This is a genomic window from Streptomyces coerulescens (genome assembly GCF_042657965.1).
Lineage (GTDB): Bacteria > Actinomycetota > Actinomycetes > Streptomycetales > Streptomycetaceae > Streptomyces > Streptomyces coerulescens.
This window is the reverse complement of record NZ_JBHSKM010000003.1, coordinates 84,680-99,621: the sequence shown is the minus strand read 5'-3', so window position 1 is coordinate 99,621 and position 14,942 is coordinate 84,680. Positions and strand designations below refer to the sequence as shown.

Annotated in this window: 14 protein-coding genes; 11 read left to right on the top strand and 3 right to left on the bottom strand. The window is 70.2% G+C overall.

The window, feature by feature from the left end:
• Positions 1 to 64: 64 nt before the first annotated feature.
• Positions 65 to 1,225 (bottom strand): L-rhamnose isomerase, encoded by a 1,161-nt coding sequence (gene rhaI / locus ACFPQ9_RS07755; protein WP_380848758.1) that lies wholly within the window; start codon positions 1,223 to 1,225, stop codon positions 65 to 67.
• A 285-nt stretch (positions 1,226 to 1,510) separates the two neighbouring features.
• Between rhaI and ACFPQ9_RS07750 the strand changes: the two genes are divergently transcribed.
• The 10 genes from ACFPQ9_RS07750 to sigJ all read left to right on the top strand — a co-directional run bounded on the left by ACFPQ9_RS07750 (position 1,511) and on the right by sigJ (position 12,251).
• Positions 1,511 to 3,028: a sugar ABC transporter ATP-binding protein gene (locus ACFPQ9_RS07750; RefSeq protein ID WP_380848755.1), complete on the top strand. Its 1,518-nt coding sequence runs from the start codon at positions 1,511 to 1,513 to the stop codon at positions 3,026 to 3,028.
• The gene (locus ACFPQ9_RS07745) at positions 3,025 to 4,065 is read left to right on the top strand and encodes an ABC transporter permease (RefSeq protein ID WP_380848752.1); all 1,041 of its coding nucleotides are present in this window, start codon (positions 3,025 to 3,027) and stop codon (positions 4,063 to 4,065) included. The genes ACFPQ9_RS07750 and ACFPQ9_RS07745 overlap by 4 nt, the downstream gene beginning before the upstream one ends.
• Positions 4,058 to 5,032 carry an ABC transporter permease gene (locus ACFPQ9_RS07740; RefSeq protein ID WP_380848749.1) on the top strand — a complete coding sequence of 325 codons (975 nt, stop codon included), beginning with the start codon at positions 4,058 to 4,060 and terminating at the stop codon, positions 5,030 to 5,032. Before ACFPQ9_RS07745 ends, ACFPQ9_RS07740 begins: the two co-directional genes overlap by 8 nt.
• Positions 5,033 to 5,140: 108 nt before the next feature.
• The gene (gene rhaS / locus ACFPQ9_RS07735) at positions 5,141 to 6,223 is read left to right on the top strand and encodes a rhamnose ABC transporter substrate-binding protein (protein WP_380848746.1); all 1,083 of its coding nucleotides are present in this window, start codon (positions 5,141 to 5,143) and stop codon (positions 6,221 to 6,223) included.
• 17 nt (positions 6,224 to 6,240) lie between these two features.
• Complete coding sequence (locus tag ACFPQ9_RS07730) at positions 6,241 to 6,561, top strand: L-rhamnose mutarotase (protein ID WP_107906445.1); 321 nt, start codon at positions 6,241 to 6,243, stop codon at positions 6,559 to 6,561.
• Between the two features lie 30 nt (positions 6,562 to 6,591).
• Positions 6,592 to 8,022, top strand: coding sequence for a BNR repeat-containing protein (locus ACFPQ9_RS07725; protein ID WP_380848743.1), 1,431 nt, complete (start codon positions 6,592 to 6,594; stop codon positions 8,020 to 8,022).
• 84 nt (positions 8,023 to 8,106) lie between these two features.
• Positions 8,107 to 9,132: a LacI family DNA-binding transcriptional regulator gene (locus ACFPQ9_RS07720; RefSeq protein ID WP_380848740.1), complete on the top strand. Its 1,026-nt coding sequence runs from the start codon at positions 8,107 to 8,109 to the stop codon at positions 9,130 to 9,132.
• A 101-nt stretch (positions 9,133 to 9,233) separates the two neighbouring features.
• Positions 9,234 to 10,535 (top strand): alpha/beta fold hydrolase, encoded by a 1,302-nt coding sequence (locus tag ACFPQ9_RS07715; protein WP_380848737.1) that lies wholly within the window; start codon positions 9,234 to 9,236, stop codon positions 10,533 to 10,535.
• Between the two features lie 28 nt (positions 10,536 to 10,563).
• Complete coding sequence (locus ACFPQ9_RS07710; RefSeq protein ID WP_380848734.1) at positions 10,564 to 11,307, top strand: PIG-L deacetylase family protein; 744 nt, start codon at positions 10,564 to 10,566, stop codon at positions 11,305 to 11,307.
• 29 nt (positions 11,308 to 11,336) lie between these two features.
• A complete protein-coding gene (gene sigJ / locus ACFPQ9_RS07705; RefSeq protein ID WP_380848732.1) occupies positions 11,337 to 12,251 on the top strand; it encodes an RNA polymerase sigma factor SigJ in 915 nt (304 codons plus the stop codon).
• A gap of 1 nt (position 12,252) precedes the next feature.
• On the opposite strand, the gene ACFPQ9_RS07700 is transcribed toward sigJ, so the two are convergent.
• Positions 12,253 to 12,453 carry a DUF5999 family protein gene (locus tag ACFPQ9_RS07700; RefSeq protein ID WP_380848729.1) on the bottom strand — a complete coding sequence of 67 codons (201 nt, stop codon included), beginning with the start codon at positions 12,451 to 12,453 and terminating at the stop codon, positions 12,253 to 12,255.
• 159 nt (positions 12,454 to 12,612) lie between these two features.
• On the opposite strand from ACFPQ9_RS07700, the gene ACFPQ9_RS07695 reads away from it, so the two are divergent.
• Positions 12,613 to 13,443 carry a pentapeptide repeat-containing protein gene (locus ACFPQ9_RS07695; RefSeq protein WP_380848726.1) on the top strand — a complete coding sequence of 277 codons (831 nt, stop codon included), beginning with the start codon at positions 12,613 to 12,615 and terminating at the stop codon, positions 13,441 to 13,443.
• Here the strand turns inward: ACFPQ9_RS07695 and ACFPQ9_RS07690 are convergent.
• Positions 13,405 to 14,925, bottom strand: coding sequence for a cytochrome P450 (locus tag ACFPQ9_RS07690; RefSeq protein WP_380848723.1), 1,521 nt, complete (start codon positions 14,923 to 14,925; stop codon positions 13,405 to 13,407). The two genes, ACFPQ9_RS07695 and ACFPQ9_RS07690, sit on opposite strands and share 39 nt — an antisense overlap.
• Positions 14,926 to 14,942: the final 17 nt, after the last annotated feature.

Below are 14,942 nucleotides of genomic sequence, written 5' to 3'. Positions count from 1 at the left end.
GCCGCGCGGGCGCGACCGGCCACACACGGCCCGCAGCCCGCGGACAACAGAACCCGGCAGACGCCTACGCCCCCCACCCGGCCTGCTGCCCACCAACCCGCTCGGCCACGATCTTCTCGGCCCACCCCGACCGGCGGTACGCAGCCATGGGGTCGGCGTCGAGGCCCATCTCCTCCCGCACCTCGGCCAGCAGCCGCCGCACATCCGTGTTGTAGGCATCCATGACCACGGCGTTCGCTCCCAGCACATCCCCATCGGCCTGTGCCGCAGCCAACGCCGCCCGATCAACGAGCAGCGCCTTCGCCGTGGCCTCCTGCACATTCATCACCGACCGGATGATCGCCGGGATCTTCGCCTCGATGTTGTGGCACTGGTCGAGCATGAAGGCCACGTCCGAGGTGAACCCGCCCCCGCGCACGACCTCGTACATGATCCGGAACAGCTGGAAGGGATCGGCGGCCCCCACCATCAGGTCGTCGTCCGCGTAGAACCGGGAGTTGAAGTCGAATCCGCCGAGCTTCCCCTCCCGCAGCAGCGTCGCGACGATGAACTCGATGTTGGTGCCGGGCGCGTGATGCCCGGTGTCGACCACGACCTGCGCCTTCGGCCCGAGCTTCAGGCAGTGCGCGTACGCGGTCCCCCAGTCCGGCACGTCCGTCGTGTAGAAGGCCGGCTCGAAGAACTTGTACTCCAGCAGCATCCGCTGCCCGTCCCCGAGCCGCTCGTACACCTCCGCCAGCCCCTCGGCCAGCCGGTCCTGGCGCCCACGGATGTCGTCCTGCCCGGGATAGTTCGTGCCGTCCGCGAACCACAGCTTCAGATCCCGTGATCCCGTCGCGTCCATGATGTCGACGCACTCCAGCAGATGATCCACGGCCTTGCGCCGCACCACCGCCTCCGGATGGCAGATGCTGCCCAGCTTGTAGTCGTCGTCCTGGAAGGTGTTGGAGTTGATCGCGCCCAGCCGCACCCCACGCTCCTCGGCGTGCTTGGCCAGCGCCGCGTAGTCGTCGACCTTGTCCCAGGGGATGTGCAGCGCGACGGTCGGCGCGACGCCGGTGAACTCGTGCACCTGCGCGGCGTCGTCCAGCTTCTCCCGAGGTGTCCGGGGCACGCCCTGCTGGGCGAACACCTTGAACCGCGTCCCCGAGTTCCCGTACGCCCACGACGGCGTTTCGACGGCCTGGGTCTTGAGTGCGGCCTTCACCGCGGCGAGCTCGGTCACTTCAGGGCTCCTGTGACGTCGGGACGGAAGGGTTGGACGGTGGGCAGCTGAAACGCTTCACTGTGAAACGATTCAAGACGGGAACGTATGGGCCCCCCGAAAGGGTGTCAAGCCCCGTGGTCGAGGCTGTTTCCTGTGACTCGGCCGTGACCTACGTTCATCGAAACTTTTTCGACACGGACCCATTGACGGAACATGCACTCCGTGCCTAACGTCCCGGCAACCAAGTTGAAACCTTTCACGACGCCGGGAGGCCCGTCCCGCCGGCGTCGTCGAGGAGCCCCCATGACCCACCCGTCCACCACGGGTCCGGCCCCGGTTCTGGCGCTCAGGGACATCTCCAAGTCCTTCGGCGCGGTCCGCGCCCTGCGGGACGTCTCCCTGGAGCTGTTCCCCGGGGAGGTGCACGCCCTCGCCGGGGAGAACGGCGCGGGCAAGTCGACCCTGATCAAGACGCTCGCCGGCGTGCACCGGCCCGACGCGGGCCAGGTGCTGCTCGACGGCGCGCCCGTCGTCTTCCACGGCCCCGGTGACGCCCGCGACGCCGGCATCGCCGTGATCTACCAGGAGCCGACCCTTTTCCCCGACCTTTCGATCGCCGAGAACATCTTCATGGGCCGCCGCCCGCGCCGCGCCCTCGGCCGTATCGACCACAAGGCCACACACACCGCGACCCTGGCCCTGATGAGGCGCCTCGGCGTCGAACTCGACCCCGACCGCCCCGCACGCGGCCTGTCCATCGCCGACCAGCAGATCGTCGAGATCGCCAAGGCGCTCTCCTTCGACGCCCGCGTCCTGATCATGGACGAGCCGACCGCCGCCCTGACCGGCAGCGAGGTCGCCCGCCTCTTCGGAGTCGTACGCACCCTGCGCGACCAGGGCGCCGCAGTCCTCTTCATCTCCCACCGGCTGGAGGAGATCTTCCAGATCTGCCGGCAGGTCACGACCCTGCGCGACGGCGCCTGGATCGCCACTGAGCCGGTGGACGGCATGACCGAGGACGACCTCGTGCGCCGGATGGTCGGCCGCGCCCTCGACGAGCTGTACCCCAAGCAGGACGTGAAGCCGGGCGAGATCGCCCTGAGCGTGCGCCGGCTGACCCGCGAGGGCGTCTTCACCGACGTCTCCTTCGACGTACGGCGCGGTGAGATCGTCGGCCTCGCCGGACTCGTCGGCGCGGGCCGCACGGAAGTCGCGCGGGCGGTCTTCGGCATCGACCGCTGGGACGCCGGCGAGGTCAGCGTCGGCGGCAAGGCGCTCACCAACGGCGCCCCCTCCACCGCCATGGCCTCCGGACTCGCCCTCGTCCCCGAGGACCGGCGCGCCCAGGGCCTGGTGATGGACATGTCCATCGAGCGCAACATCGGCCTCACCGGACTGCGTACGACCGTCAAGGCCGGGCTGATGGACCGCGGCGCCGAACGCAGCCGCTCCCTCGACTGGGCCGTCAAGCTCCAGGTCAAGTACGCCCGGATCGCCGACACGGTCAACACCCTGTCCGGCGGCAACCAGCAGAAGGTCGTCCTCGCCAAGTGGCTGGCCACCGGCCCCAAGGTGCTCATCGTCGACGAACCCACCCGGGGCATCGACGTCGGCACCAAGGCCGAAGTGCACCGGCTGCTCAGCGAGCTGGCCGCCGACGGCGTGGCCGTCCTGATGATCTCCTCCGACCTGCCCGAGATCCTCGGCATGGCCGACCGCGTGCTCGTGATGCACGAGGGCCGGCTGACCGCCGAGATCCCGCGCTCCGAAGCAACCGAGGAAACCGTGATGGCCGCAGCCACCGGGAGGGCCGCCGCATGACGGTGACCACTCCCCAAGAGGCTCCCGTGACCGACGTGGCCAAGTCCAGCGGCACCCGCCTGGTCGACCGCGTCTTCAAGATGCGCGAACTCGCCATCCTGGTCGTCTTCGTGGTGATGATCGTCGTCACCCAGCTGGGCAACAGCGAGTTCCTCACCGAGCAGGGCATCAAGGACCTCCTGCTCAACGCGACCATCCTCGTCCTGGTCGCCACCGGACAGGCCCTGGTGGTGATCACACGGAACGTCGACCTGTCCGTCGGCTCCACGCTCGGCATCAGCGCCTTCGCCGCCGGCACGTTCCTCCAGGGCGGCGGCAACCCGGTCCTGGCCGTGCTCCTGGCGGTCCTGATGGGTGTCGGCTTCGGCCTGCTGAACGGACTGCTCGTCAGCCTCGGCCAGGTGCCGGCGCTGGTGGTCACCCTCGGCACGCTGTACATCATCCGCGGCATCGACTCCATCTGGGTCGGCTCCCGCCAGATCACCGCGGCCGACCTCCCGGACGGCTTCGTCGACTTCGGCTCGGGCGGCATCTCCGCCGTGCCGTGGCTGGCCCTGATCGCCCTCGTCGTCCTCGTCGCCACCGCCTACTACCTCAAGCACTACGGCAGCGGCCGCGAGCTGTACGCCCTCGGCTCCAACCCGGAAGCAGCCCGCCTCGCCGGCATCCCGGTGCGCAAGCGGATCCTCGCCGCCTACACCTTCTGCGGAGGGCTCGCCGGACTCGCCGGCGCCCTGTACCTGGCCCGGTTCGGCAACGTCGACTCCGGCACCGGCAACGGCTACGAACTCACCGTCGTCAGCGCGGTCGTGGTCGGCGGCGTCGTCTTCACCGGCGGCTCCGGCAGCGTCTACGGCGCCGCCCTCGGCGCGCTGCTGCTGACCTCCATCAACAGCGTGCTGCCCGCCCTCGGCGTCAGCTCCGTCTGGGTGCTCGCCATCAACGGCATCCTGCTCATCCTCGCCATCGCGGTCGACCGGATCGTCGCGCTGCGGGTGGCCACCGCCCTGAAGAAGAGGAACGCCCGCCATGGCTGACTTCTCGCTCGCGCGCGCCGTTCGCTGGGACACGGTGGTCGGCGCCCTGCTCATCGTCGTACTGCTGCTGTCCTTCACCACGGTCGACGGCTTCGGAAACGCCCTCAACCTGTCGTTCCTGATCGGCAACACGCTGCCCATCGCCCTGATCGCCCTGCCGATGACCCTGCTCGTGGTCTCGGGCGAGATCGATCTGTCGGTGGCGTCGACGGCGGGACTGTCGGGCGCCATCATGGGCGCCCTGTGGAACCAGGGCATGACCATCGAGACGATCATTCCGATCTGTCTGCTGCTCGGGGTCGTGTGCGGCCTGATCAACGGTCTGCTGGTGACCAAGCTGGGGCTGCCGTCGCTCGCCGTCACCATCGGCACGCTCGCCGCGTATCGGGGTATCGCGCAGATCGTGCTGGGGTCGGACGCGGTGACCGACTTCCCGACGCAGTATCTGGACTTCGCCGCCGGGCGGATCGGCGACACGTTCATCCCGTACGCCTTCCTGCCCTTCCTGGTGCTGCTCGCGATCGCCGTGGTCGCGCTGCACGCCACGCCGTTCGGGCGGTCGCTGTTCGCGATCGGCGCGAGCGAGGAGGCGGCGCGGTTCGCCGGGATCCGGGTCAAGCGGCAGAAGCTGATCCTGTTCACGGTGACGGGGCTGATGGCGTCACTGACCGGGATCTTCTGGGCGCTGCATTACGCGAGCGCTCGCTATGACAACGCCACCGGTCTCGAACTGTCGGTTGTCGCCGCCGTGTTGCTCGGTGGGATCGACTTCGACGGTGGGAAGGGGACGCTGGGCGGGGCGATCGCCGGGGTCTTCCTGCTCGGGGCGTTGCAGAACGTCATGAGTCTTCAGGACGTTTCGGCGCAGTCGCAGATCGTCGTCACGGGTGTGTTGCTCGTTCTTTCTGTCCTTGGGCCTCGGGTGGCTCGGCAAATCGCCGTCGTGCGTGCTCAATCGTCCGGCTAACGGCAGTACGTGGCTGGTCGCGCCCGCGCGGCGGAGCCGTAAATCAAACACAGCCCCGCGCCCCTGAAGGGGCGCTTCACCTCACCTTCGTCAAAAGGAACTCCCGTCATGCGTAAGTCATCCCTCCGGCGTGTCTGTGTGACCCTCGCCGCCGTCACCTCCCTCGCTCTGGCGGCCACCGCCTGCGGCGGCACCACCAAGGAGGACGTCAAGGACGAAGGGGCCTCCGCCGCCACCGCCGGCAAGGCCGACCCGAATGCCGAGCTGAAGAAGGGGCTGACCGTCGGGTTCCTGCCCAAGCAGGTCAACAACCCCTACTTCACCTCCGCCGACAAGGGCGGCGAGGCGGCCCTGAAGGAGCTGGGGTCCAGCTACAAGGAGGTCGGGCCGAGCAGTGCCACCGACACCGCCGGGCAGGTGAGTTACGTCAACACGCTCACCCAGCAGCAGGTCGACGCGATGGCCGTGTCCGCGCAGGACCCGGGCGCCCTGTGCACCGCGCTCAAGCAGGCCATGAAGAACGGCATCAAGGTCGTCACCTACGACTCCGACACCACCGCCGGCTGCCGCAACGCCTTCGTCTCGCAGGCCTCCGCCGAGGACCTGGGCCGCACCGAGGTGCAGCTGCTCGCCGAGCAACTGGACTACAAGGGCGAGATCGCGATCCTGTCCGCCGCGCAGACCGCGACGAACCAGAACACCTGGATCGACTTCATGAAGGACGAGCTCAAGGACCCCAAGTACAAGGACATGAAGCTCGTCAAGGTCGCCTACGGCGACGACGACGCCCAGAAGTCCTTCCAGCAGACCCAGGGCCTGCTCCAGGAGTACCCGAACCTGAAGGGGATCATCTCCCCGACCACGGTCGGCATCAAGGCCGCCGCCCAGTACCTCTCGGGCTCCAAGTACAAGGGCAAGGTCAAGCTGACCGGCCTCGGCACCCCCAACGACATGCGCAAGTACGTCAAGAACGGCACCGTCGAGGCGTTCGAGCTGTGGGACCCGGCGAAGCTGGGCGAGCTGGCCGCCCGTACCTCCGTGGCCCTGGTCTCCGGGCAGATCACCGGCAAGGAGGGCGAGACCTTCAAGGCCGGCGACATGGGCGAGTACACCATCGGCAAGGACGGTGTGATCAGCCTCGGCAAGCCGACCGTCTTCGACGCCAAGAACATCGACCAGTTCAACTTCTGACATCCGGAGGGTTGTTGATGCAGCGCGTGTGCTTCCTGCTGAAGGTCAGGGCGGACCGCCTCGACGAGTACCGCGAGCGGCACGCGGCCGTGTGGCCCGAGATGCTTCAGGCACTCTCGGCCACCGGCTGGCACAACTACTCGCTCTTCCTGCGTGACGACGGCCTGCTCGTCGGCTACCTGGAGACCGAGGACTTCGCCGCCGCCGTGGCCGGCATGGAAGCCACCGACGTCAACGCCCGCTGGCAGGCGGACATGGCGCCGTTCTTCGAGTCGCTGGACGGCGCCCGGCCCGACGAGGCCATGAAACCGCTCACGGAAGTGTTCCACCTGGCCTGACCCCTCCTCGCCGACAACGGAGTCCCCGCGATGAAGAGACGCACCCTGCTGGGCGCCGCACTCGCCGGAGCAGTCGTGACCCCCGCCCTCACCTCCGGCACCGCCCGCGCCGCCGACCCCGGCCCGTCCGTCACCCTGACCGGCACCACCACCCTCGACACCCAGGCCATCTTCTTCGTGTCGTACGACGGCCTGGTCAACAACAACGCCTTCCAGAAGAACGGCCTGCTGACGTACAAGGGCTACCAATACGCCGTCTGGTACACCGCCGACCGAGGCGCCGTCGTGGCCCGCCGCGCCCTCGGCTCCAGTACCTGGTCCACCGTGAAGGTCGGCCACACCCTGCGCTACAACGACTCCCACAACGTGATCTCGATGGGAATCTCCAAGGTCGACGGACGACTCCACCTCAACATGGACTCGCACAGCGACGGCTTCACCTACGTCAAGTCGGTCGCGGGGCTCGTCGACAACCCGGCCGGCCTGACCTGGACCGCGAGCCGGTTCGGCACGCCCCAGTCCACCCTCGACGGGCTCGCCCTCACCTCGCAGTTCACCTACCCGCAGTTCGTGTCCACGCCCGAGGGCAGACTGCAGCTCAGCTACCGCGTCGCGGTGTCCGGCAACGGCCGCAACGCCCTCGCCGAGTACGACGGTTCGGCCTGGACCGACCTTGGGGAGTGGAGCAGCTCCACCGGCACCTACACCAGCGAGCACGGCTCCTCCACCGCCCGCAACATGTACCTGCACGGCATCGACTACGACCGCGCCGGACGCCTGCACTCCTTCTTCACCTGGCGTGAGCAGAACGGCGCCGTGATGTGCGCCGGCGGCGGTATCACCAACCACGACACCGGCTACGTCTACTCCGACGACCGAGGCCGCACCTGGCGCAACAACGCGGGCACGGTCGTCGGCACCACCGGCGGCTCCGACAAGGTCGCCGTCACCGACAGCGGACTGGTGGTCGACCCGCTCAACCCGGATCACTCCCTGATGAACCAGGAGAGCCAGTTCACCGACTCCGCCGGCCTGCCGCACGCGATCATCAGCTACGTCCCCGGCCGGTTCGGGCAGTGCACCACCAACTACGTCGCCGACCGCACCGCCAACGGCCGAGCCTTCCACGTCCGCAAGAACGCCTCCGGCACCTGGCAGAAGACCGAGATCCCGGTCCCGCTCAACTCCAGCCAGCGCACCAAGCTGATCCTGGACAAGTACGACAACGCGTACGCGATCTTCCCGTTCTGCCGGATCGCCGGAGCCTCCAAGGCATCCGGGTACACGGACTGGGCGATCCTGTACGACGGCGTCGGCGCCGGGCTGAACGCCTTCGGCGAGGTCGTCATCGACGAGACCCGCGTCGGACAGGACAACTTCCTGTCGATCATGTACCAGGAGAAGTCCAGCGGTACGACGCCCTCGGCGCTGCGTAACCTCAACTTCCGCCTGCCTGCCTGATCGCAGCCGTTGTGGGCGGCTTGACGGTAATGTTCCTTCGCGCCGCTCCCACGCACCACGAGTCTTTCTGGAGGTCCCTGCCCGATGGCCCAGTCGGTGGGTATCAAGGACGTCGCCCGCGCCGCCGGAGTCTCCGTCGGCACGGTCTCCAACGTCATCAACCGTCCGGACACGGTCGCGACCGAGACCCGGGCGCGGGTGCAGTCCGCGATAGACCGGCTGGGCTACGTCCGCAGCGAGTCCGCGCGCCAGCTGCGCGCGGGCCGCAGCCGGATCATGGGCCTGCTCGTCCTCGACATGGGCAACCCCTTCTTCGTCGACGTGGCGCGCGGCGCCGAGCGCACCGCCCGCGACGCCGGGCTCGGCGTGATGGTCTGCAACAGCGCACAGAGCGCCGGCGAGGAGGCCGAGTACCTGTCGCTCTTCGCCGAGCAGCGGGTGCGGGGCGTGCTGCTCACCCCGGCCGACGCCACCGGCCGCAACATCGAGGCGTTCCGCCGGCACAACATCCCCTTCGTCCTCGTCGACCGGGTCGCCGAGGGCACGACCGAGTGCTCGGTCTCCGTCGACGACGTCGCGGGCGGCGCCCTCGCCGTACGCCACCTCGTCGACGCCGGGCACCGCTCCATCGCGTACGTCAGCGGCCCGCCCGGCCTCAACCAGGTCCGCGACCGCCGCACCGGCGCCCTGAACGCGCTCGCCGAGGCCGGACTCGGCCCGGAGAACCTGCGCGAGCTGCCCACCGAGCGGCTCGACGTCGCCGCGGGCCGGGACGCCGGCGCCCGTCTGCTCGGCCTCGCCGAGCGCCCCACCGCCGTCTTCTGCGCCAACGACCTGCTCGCCCTCGGCGTGCTCCAGGCCATGTACGCGGCGGGTGTCGGCGTCCCCGACGACCTGGCCATCGTCGGCTACGACGACATCGAGTTCGCGGCCGCCGCGGCCGTCCCGCTGACCTCCGTACGCCAGCCCGCGGTCACCATGGGCACCCTCGCGGCGGAGATGCTGCTGGAGGAGACGGAGGAGGAGACCGGGGCGAAGAAGCACGAGCACCGGCGGGTCGTCCTCCAGCCGGAGCTGGTGGTCCGGCGGTCCAGTCTCTCGGCCCGCTGATCGGCCGTTCAGTACGATTTCATGATCCCGGGGCTCGGTCGGCGCAGGAACATGTGCTGAACTGGGACGCGGCCCGAAAACCCTCCGTCCCGGGAGCACTGTTGACCGTCAGCTACCGCCAGCCCGGCGTCGTCCTCACCGACCGCCGCTACACCGTGCCCCTCGACCACGCCGACCCGGCGGGGGAGACGATCGAGCTCTACGCCCGTGAGGTCGTCGCCAGCGACAAGGCGCACCAGGAACAGCCGTGGCTGGTCTACCTCCAGGGCGGCCCCGGCTTCGGGGCGAACCGTTTCGTCGGCAAGGGTGCCTGGCTCGGCCGCGCACTGAAGGAGTTCCGCGTCCTCCTGCTGGACCAGCGCGGCACCGGGCACTCCACGCCCGCCAACCGCCAGACGCTCCCGCTGCGCGGCGGCCCCGCCGAACAGGCCGACTACCTCACGCACTTCCGCGCCGACTCGATCGTCCGCGACTGCGAGCTGATCCGCCGCGAGGTGACCGGTGGCGCCCCCTGGACCGTCCTCGGCCAGAGCTTCGGCGGCTTCTGCACGGTCAACTACCTCTCCTCCGCACCCGAGGGCCTGACCGCCGCCCTGATCACCGGCGGCCTGCCCTCCCTCGACGCGCACGCCGACGACGTCTACCGGGCGGCCTACCCGCGCATCGAGCGCAAGGTCGCCGCGCACTACGCCCGCTACCCGCAGGACGTCGAGCGCGCCCGCCGGATCGCCGACCACCTCCTCGCAGGCGACGTCGTCCTGCCGAACGGCTACCGCTTCACCGCCGAGGCCTTCCAGTCCCTCGGCATCCTGCTCGGCGGCAGCGAGGGCAGCCACCGACTGCACTATCTGCTGGAGCACGCCTTCGTCCGCACCCCGCAGGGCACCGCCCTCTCGGACGCCTTCCAGGAAGAGGCGCAGAACCTGCTGTCGTACGCGGGACACCCCCTGTACGCCCTCGTCCACGAGGCGATCTACGGCCAGGACGACCGGCCCACCGCCTGGTCCGCCGAGCGGGTGCGCGCCGAGTTCCCGCAGTTCGACGCGGCCAAGACGCTCGCCGGGGACGGCCCGCTGCTGTTCACCGGCGAGACGATCCACCCCTGGATGTTCGACTGCGACCCGGCGCTGCGCCCGCTGCGCGAGACCGCCGAACTCCTCGCCGCCCGCACCGACTGGACGCCCCTGTACGACTTCGCGCGCCTGGCCGCCAACGAGGTGCCGGTCGCGGCGGCCGTCTACCACGACGACATGTACGTCGACACCGCCCACTCCCTGGCCACCGCCCGAGCCGTGCGCGGCCTGCGGACATGGGTCACCGACGAGTTCGAGCACGACGGCGTCCGGGCCGGCGGCCCCCGCGTCCTCGACCGCCTGCTCGCGCTCACCCGTGACGAAGCGTGATGTCGGTGTGACGCGTTAGGGTGCGGGCATGACCGAGCCGACGATCACTCAGCTCCAAGCCATGCCCGACGACTGGCAGCGCGCGCTGGCCGTCGTCGCGCACCCGGACGACCTCGAGTACGGCTGCTCGGCGGCGATCGCCGCGTGGACCGACGCGGGCCGGGAGGTCGCCTATGTCCTGGCGACCCGCGGCGAAGCCGGCATCGACACCCTGGAGCCCGAGAAGTGCGCCCCGCTGCGGGAGCGCGAGCAGCGGGCCGGCGCGGCCCGCGTCGGTGTGACGACGGTGGAGTTCCTCGACCACAAGGACGGCGTGATCGAGTACGGAACCGCCCTGCGCCGCGACATCGCCGCAGCGATCCGCCGGCACCGGCCCGAGCTGGTGATCACGCTCAACCACCGGGACACCTGGGGCGGCGTCGCCTGGAACACGCCGGACCATGTGGCCGTCGGCCGGGCCACGCTGGACGCGGCCGGGGACGCGGGCAACCGCTGGATCTTCCCGGAGCTGATCGAGCAGGGCCTTCAGCCGTGGAACGGCGTCCGCTGGGTCGCGGTGGCCGGCTCCAGCACCCCCACGCACGCGGTCGAGGCGACCACGGGCCTGGAGCGGGCGGTGCACTCCCTGCTCGAACACCGCACCTACATCGAGGTGTTGACCGACGAGGACCCCGAGACGTACGTCCGCGGCTTCCTCACCGAGAACGCCCGGACGACGGGCGCGCGGTTCGGCGGCAAGCCCGCCGTGGCGTTCGAGCTGTTCGGCCGGTAGTCCGGACCGGCGACACGGGAGACGGGGGCATGGTGAACGACACGAACGGCACGCACGACACCGAGTTGCTGGCGGTGCGCTTCGAGGAGCATCGCGGCCGACTCAAGGCGGTCGCCTACCGCATGCTCGGCTCGCTCGCCGAGGCGGAGGACGCCGTCCAGGAGGCCTGGCTGAAGCTGAGCCGCACGGACGCGGACGCCATCGACAACCTCGGCGGCTGGCTGACCACGGTGGTCGGCCGGGTCTGTCTGGACCTGCTTCGCTCCCGTACCCGACGCCACGAGGAGCCCCTGGACGACACCTTCGTACCGGACCCCGTGATCCGTCCCCTGACCCAGATCGATCCGGAACAGGAGGTGCTCCAGGCCGACTCGGTGGGCCTGGCCCTGCTCGTGGTGCTGGAGACGCTGGAGCCGGCCGAGCGCATCGCGTTCGTCCTGCACGACATGTTCGCGGTGCCGTTCGACGACATCGCGCCGATCGTGGAACGCTCCTCGGCCGCCACCCGGCAACTCGCGAGCCGTGCCCGGCGCCGCGTGAAGGGCGCCACACCGTCGAGCGAGCCGGACCTCGGCCGGCAGCGGCAGGTCCTCGACGCCTTCATGGCCGCCGCCCGCGCGGGGGACTTCGAGGCGCTGCTCGCGGTCCTCGACCCCGAGGTCGTGCTGCGCGCCGACTCCGGACCGCTGGTGCGGGGCGCTGCGGCGTCCAAGCTGGTGCGCGGTGCGAAGCCGGTCGCCGAACAGGCGCTGCTGTTCGCGCAGTTCGCACAGTACGCGCAGTTCGTGCTGGTCAACGGGGAGGTCGGGGTCCTGCACGCGCCCGAGGGGCAACCGCAGTCCGTCATGGCCGTCACCATCGTCGGCGGCCGGATCACGCACATGTACATCCTGGCGGACCCGGAGCGGCTCGGCGGTCTCGGCCTGTCGGACCTCGGCGACTGAGTCAGGCCGCGACGACCAGCGTGCCGACCCCGCGGCGCGGGCCGACCACCCGCCCGTCGGGGAGCAGCTCACCGGTGTCGTCGAAGACGATGGTGCCGTTGCACAGCAGGCTCCAGCCCTGTTCGGGGTGGGCCGAGACGATCACGGCGGCGTGCGGGTCGGGGCTGTCGGCGGTGGGGCACGGGGGCTGGTGGCTGCACATGACGTCTCCTTGGAATCCTCGATGCGGTGCTGCTCCTGCTTTCGTCGGCTCCAGTACCAGTGGTAGCCGAACTTGTTTTCCGTTGTATGAGAGGACCCCCACACCGCAGGAAACTCATCGGTGAGTTCCGGTGCCGGGCCGGACATTAGGCTGGGTGACATGCAAGATCACCCCGGCGACCTCGTCGACCTGCACGGAGACTGCGCGAACTGCTTCGGGCTGTGCTGTGTCGCGCTGCCCTTCACCGCCTCGGCGGACTTCGCGCTCGACAAGGACGCCGGCACCCCCTGCCGGAACCTCCGGGACGACCACCGCTGCGGTATCCACGCCCGGCTCCGGCAGAGCGGCTTCACCGGGTGCACGGTCTACGACTGCTTCGGCGCCGGGCAGAAGGTCTCGCAGGTCACCTTCGCCGGGAAGGACTGGCGCGCGGCCTCCCGTGAGCACGCCCGGCGGATGTTCGACGTCTTCCCCGTCGTCCGCCAGCTGCACGAGCTGCTCTGGTACCTGACCGAGGCACTGACCCTGTCCGCCGCCCGTCCCGTCCACGCCGAGCTGCACGAACTCCTCGACGCGACGGAAGCCCTCACCCGAGGGACCCCGGAGGAACTGGCCTCGCTGGACGTGGCCGCCCACCGGCAGCGGGTCAACGTCCTGCTGCTGAAGACCAGCGAGCTGGCGCGAGCCGGAGTGCGCGGCCGCAAGAAGGAACGCCGGGGCGCGGACCTGATGGGCGCCCGCCTCAGGGGCGCGGATCTGCGGGGCGCGAACCTGCGCGGGGCCTATCTCATCGCCGCGGACCTGACCGGCGCCGATCTGCGCGGGGCGGACCTCATCGGCGCCGATCTGCGCGACACCGACCTCACGGACGCCGATCTGACCGGCGCCTTCTTCCTGACCCAGCCCCAGCTGAACGCGGCCCGTGGCAGCGCCGGCACTCGGCTGCCCGGCTCAGTCCGCCGTCCCGTGCACTGGACAGCCGAGGGCTGACGGCGCGTCATGACCGGTCGGCGACGCGTCGGCCCGGGGTGCGGGCAGGGGCGCCCGGCGTTCCAGGTTCAGCCGCAGCCCCTCCGGCATCAGCGTCAGCCGTTCCGTCACCCGCAGCCGGTAGGCCGGGTCGCCCTTGAACTCGTAGCGGCGCAGCAGCAGGCCCAGCACCAAGGTGGCCTCGTGCAGCGCGAACTGGCGCCCGATGCAGGCCCGCGCACCCGTCCCGAACGGCTTGAAGGTGTGCGGCGCCCGCGTCCGTACCTCCTTCGGGTCGAAGCGGTCCGGGTCGAACCGTTCGGCGTCCGCGCCCCAGACCTCCGGATCGCGGTGCAGCATCGCCGTGAGCACCAGCGCCCAGGCGCCCCGCCGCATCGGATGCACCCCGCCCAGCACGGTGTCCTCGCGGGCCTCCCGGGCGAAGGCGGGCGCCGTCGGCCACAGCCGCAGCGCCTCGTCCAGCACCCGGCGCACATAGCGCAGCCGCGCCACCTGGTCGTAGCCGGGTGTCCGCGTCGTGCCCCAGACGCGGTCGACCTCGGCGCGGGCGCGGGCCGCGACGTCGGGGTGGCGGGAGAGGTAGTGCAGGGCGAAGGAGAGCGCGCCCGAGGTGGTCTCGTGGCCGGCCACGAGGAAGGTGATCACCTGTCGGCGGACGTTCTCCGCGGAGAGCCGCTCGCCGGTCTCCGGGTGAGACGTGCCGAGCATGCGGTCCAGCAGGTCCCCGTCGCCGGGTCCGTCGGCGATCCGGGCGCGGACCAGGTCGTCGACGGTGTCGTTGAGGTGGGCGATGTCGGCGTCGTTGCGGCGTGCGGCGCGCCGCAGCAGGAACGGCCACGGCACGGTGTTCAGGCGCTGGGCGTAGCTGAGCGTGCCGACCATCGCCGTCACGAAGGGGTGCGGTCGGGCGCGTTCGAAGGAGCCGAAGTCATGCCCGAACCCCGTGCGGGCGATGGTCTCCAGGGTCAGCTTGGTCATGTCGCCGGGCACGTCCACCGCCCGGCCCGCCGTGAGCGCCCGGTCCCAGTGGTCCATGAGCCGTTCGGCCACGTCCAGCATCATCGGGTGGTATCCGGCCATCGCCTCCCGGCTGAACCCGGGTGCCAGGACGTCGTGCGCCAACTGCCAGTTCGGCTCGTGGTTGTACGCCGTGAAGAGGCCGTCCCCGGCGACGGGGCGCAGGTTGGCGACGCCGAGCCCGACATGCTTGGCGAAGCGCGTCTCGTCCGCCATGTCGGCCGCGAGTTCCGCGCCCCACACGAAGACGAACTCCCGGTCGAACGCCCGCCGTCGGAAGATCGGCCCCAGCTCGCGGGCGAAGCGCAGGGAGTCCTGCAGCGGTGTACGCCTGCTCGCGCCCAGCACATCGCCGAGCAGCGGGAGCCGGTGCGGGGGGTGGGGTATCCGGAACAGCTCCGGCCAGCCCTGCTCGGCGCTGCGGAACCCCTTCGGAAGTCCGGTCCCGGTCGTCGTCTCCGCCATGACGCGATCTCCCTTGA

Excerpts from the sequence above, each read along its gene's own strand:
- ACFPQ9_RS07750 (WP_380848755.1), top strand. The coding sequence starts at position 1,511 with ATGACCCACCCGTCCACCACGGGTCCGGCCCCGGTTCTGGCGCTCAGG.
- ACFPQ9_RS07745 (WP_380848752.1), top strand. The coding sequence starts at position 3,025 with ATGACGGTGACCACTCCCCAAGAGGCTCCCGTGACCGACGTGGCCAAG.
- ACFPQ9_RS07740 (WP_380848749.1), top strand. The coding sequence starts at position 4,058 with ATGGCTGACTTCTCGCTCGCGCGCGCCGTTCGCTGGGACACGGTGGTC.
- rhaS (WP_380848746.1), top strand. The coding sequence starts at position 5,141 with ATGCGTAAGTCATCCCTCCGGCGTGTCTGTGTGACCCTCGCCGCCGTC.
- ACFPQ9_RS07730 (WP_107906445.1), top strand. The coding sequence starts at position 6,241 with ATGCAGCGCGTGTGCTTCCTGCTGAAGGTCAGGGCGGACCGCCTCGAC.
- ACFPQ9_RS07725 (WP_380848743.1), top strand. The coding sequence starts at position 6,592 with ATGAAGAGACGCACCCTGCTGGGCGCCGCACTCGCCGGAGCAGTCGTG.
- ACFPQ9_RS07720 (WP_380848740.1), top strand. The coding sequence starts at position 8,107 with ATGGCCCAGTCGGTGGGTATCAAGGACGTCGCCCGCGCCGCCGGAGTC.
- ACFPQ9_RS07710 (WP_380848734.1), top strand. The coding sequence starts at position 10,564 with ATGACCGAGCCGACGATCACTCAGCTCCAAGCCATGCCCGACGACTGG.
- sigJ (WP_380848732.1), top strand. The coding sequence starts at position 11,337 with ATGGTGAACGACACGAACGGCACGCACGACACCGAGTTGCTGGCGGTG.
- ACFPQ9_RS07700 (WP_380848729.1), bottom strand. The coding sequence starts at position 12,453 with ATGTGCAGCCACCAGCCCCCGTGCCCCACCGCCGACAGCCCCGACCCG.
- ACFPQ9_RS07695 (WP_380848726.1), top strand. The coding sequence starts at position 12,613 with ATGCAAGATCACCCCGGCGACCTCGTCGACCTGCACGGAGACTGCGCG.
- ACFPQ9_RS07690 (WP_380848723.1), bottom strand. The coding sequence starts at position 14,925 with ATGGCGGAGACGACGACCGGGACCGGACTTCCGAAGGGGTTCCGCAGC.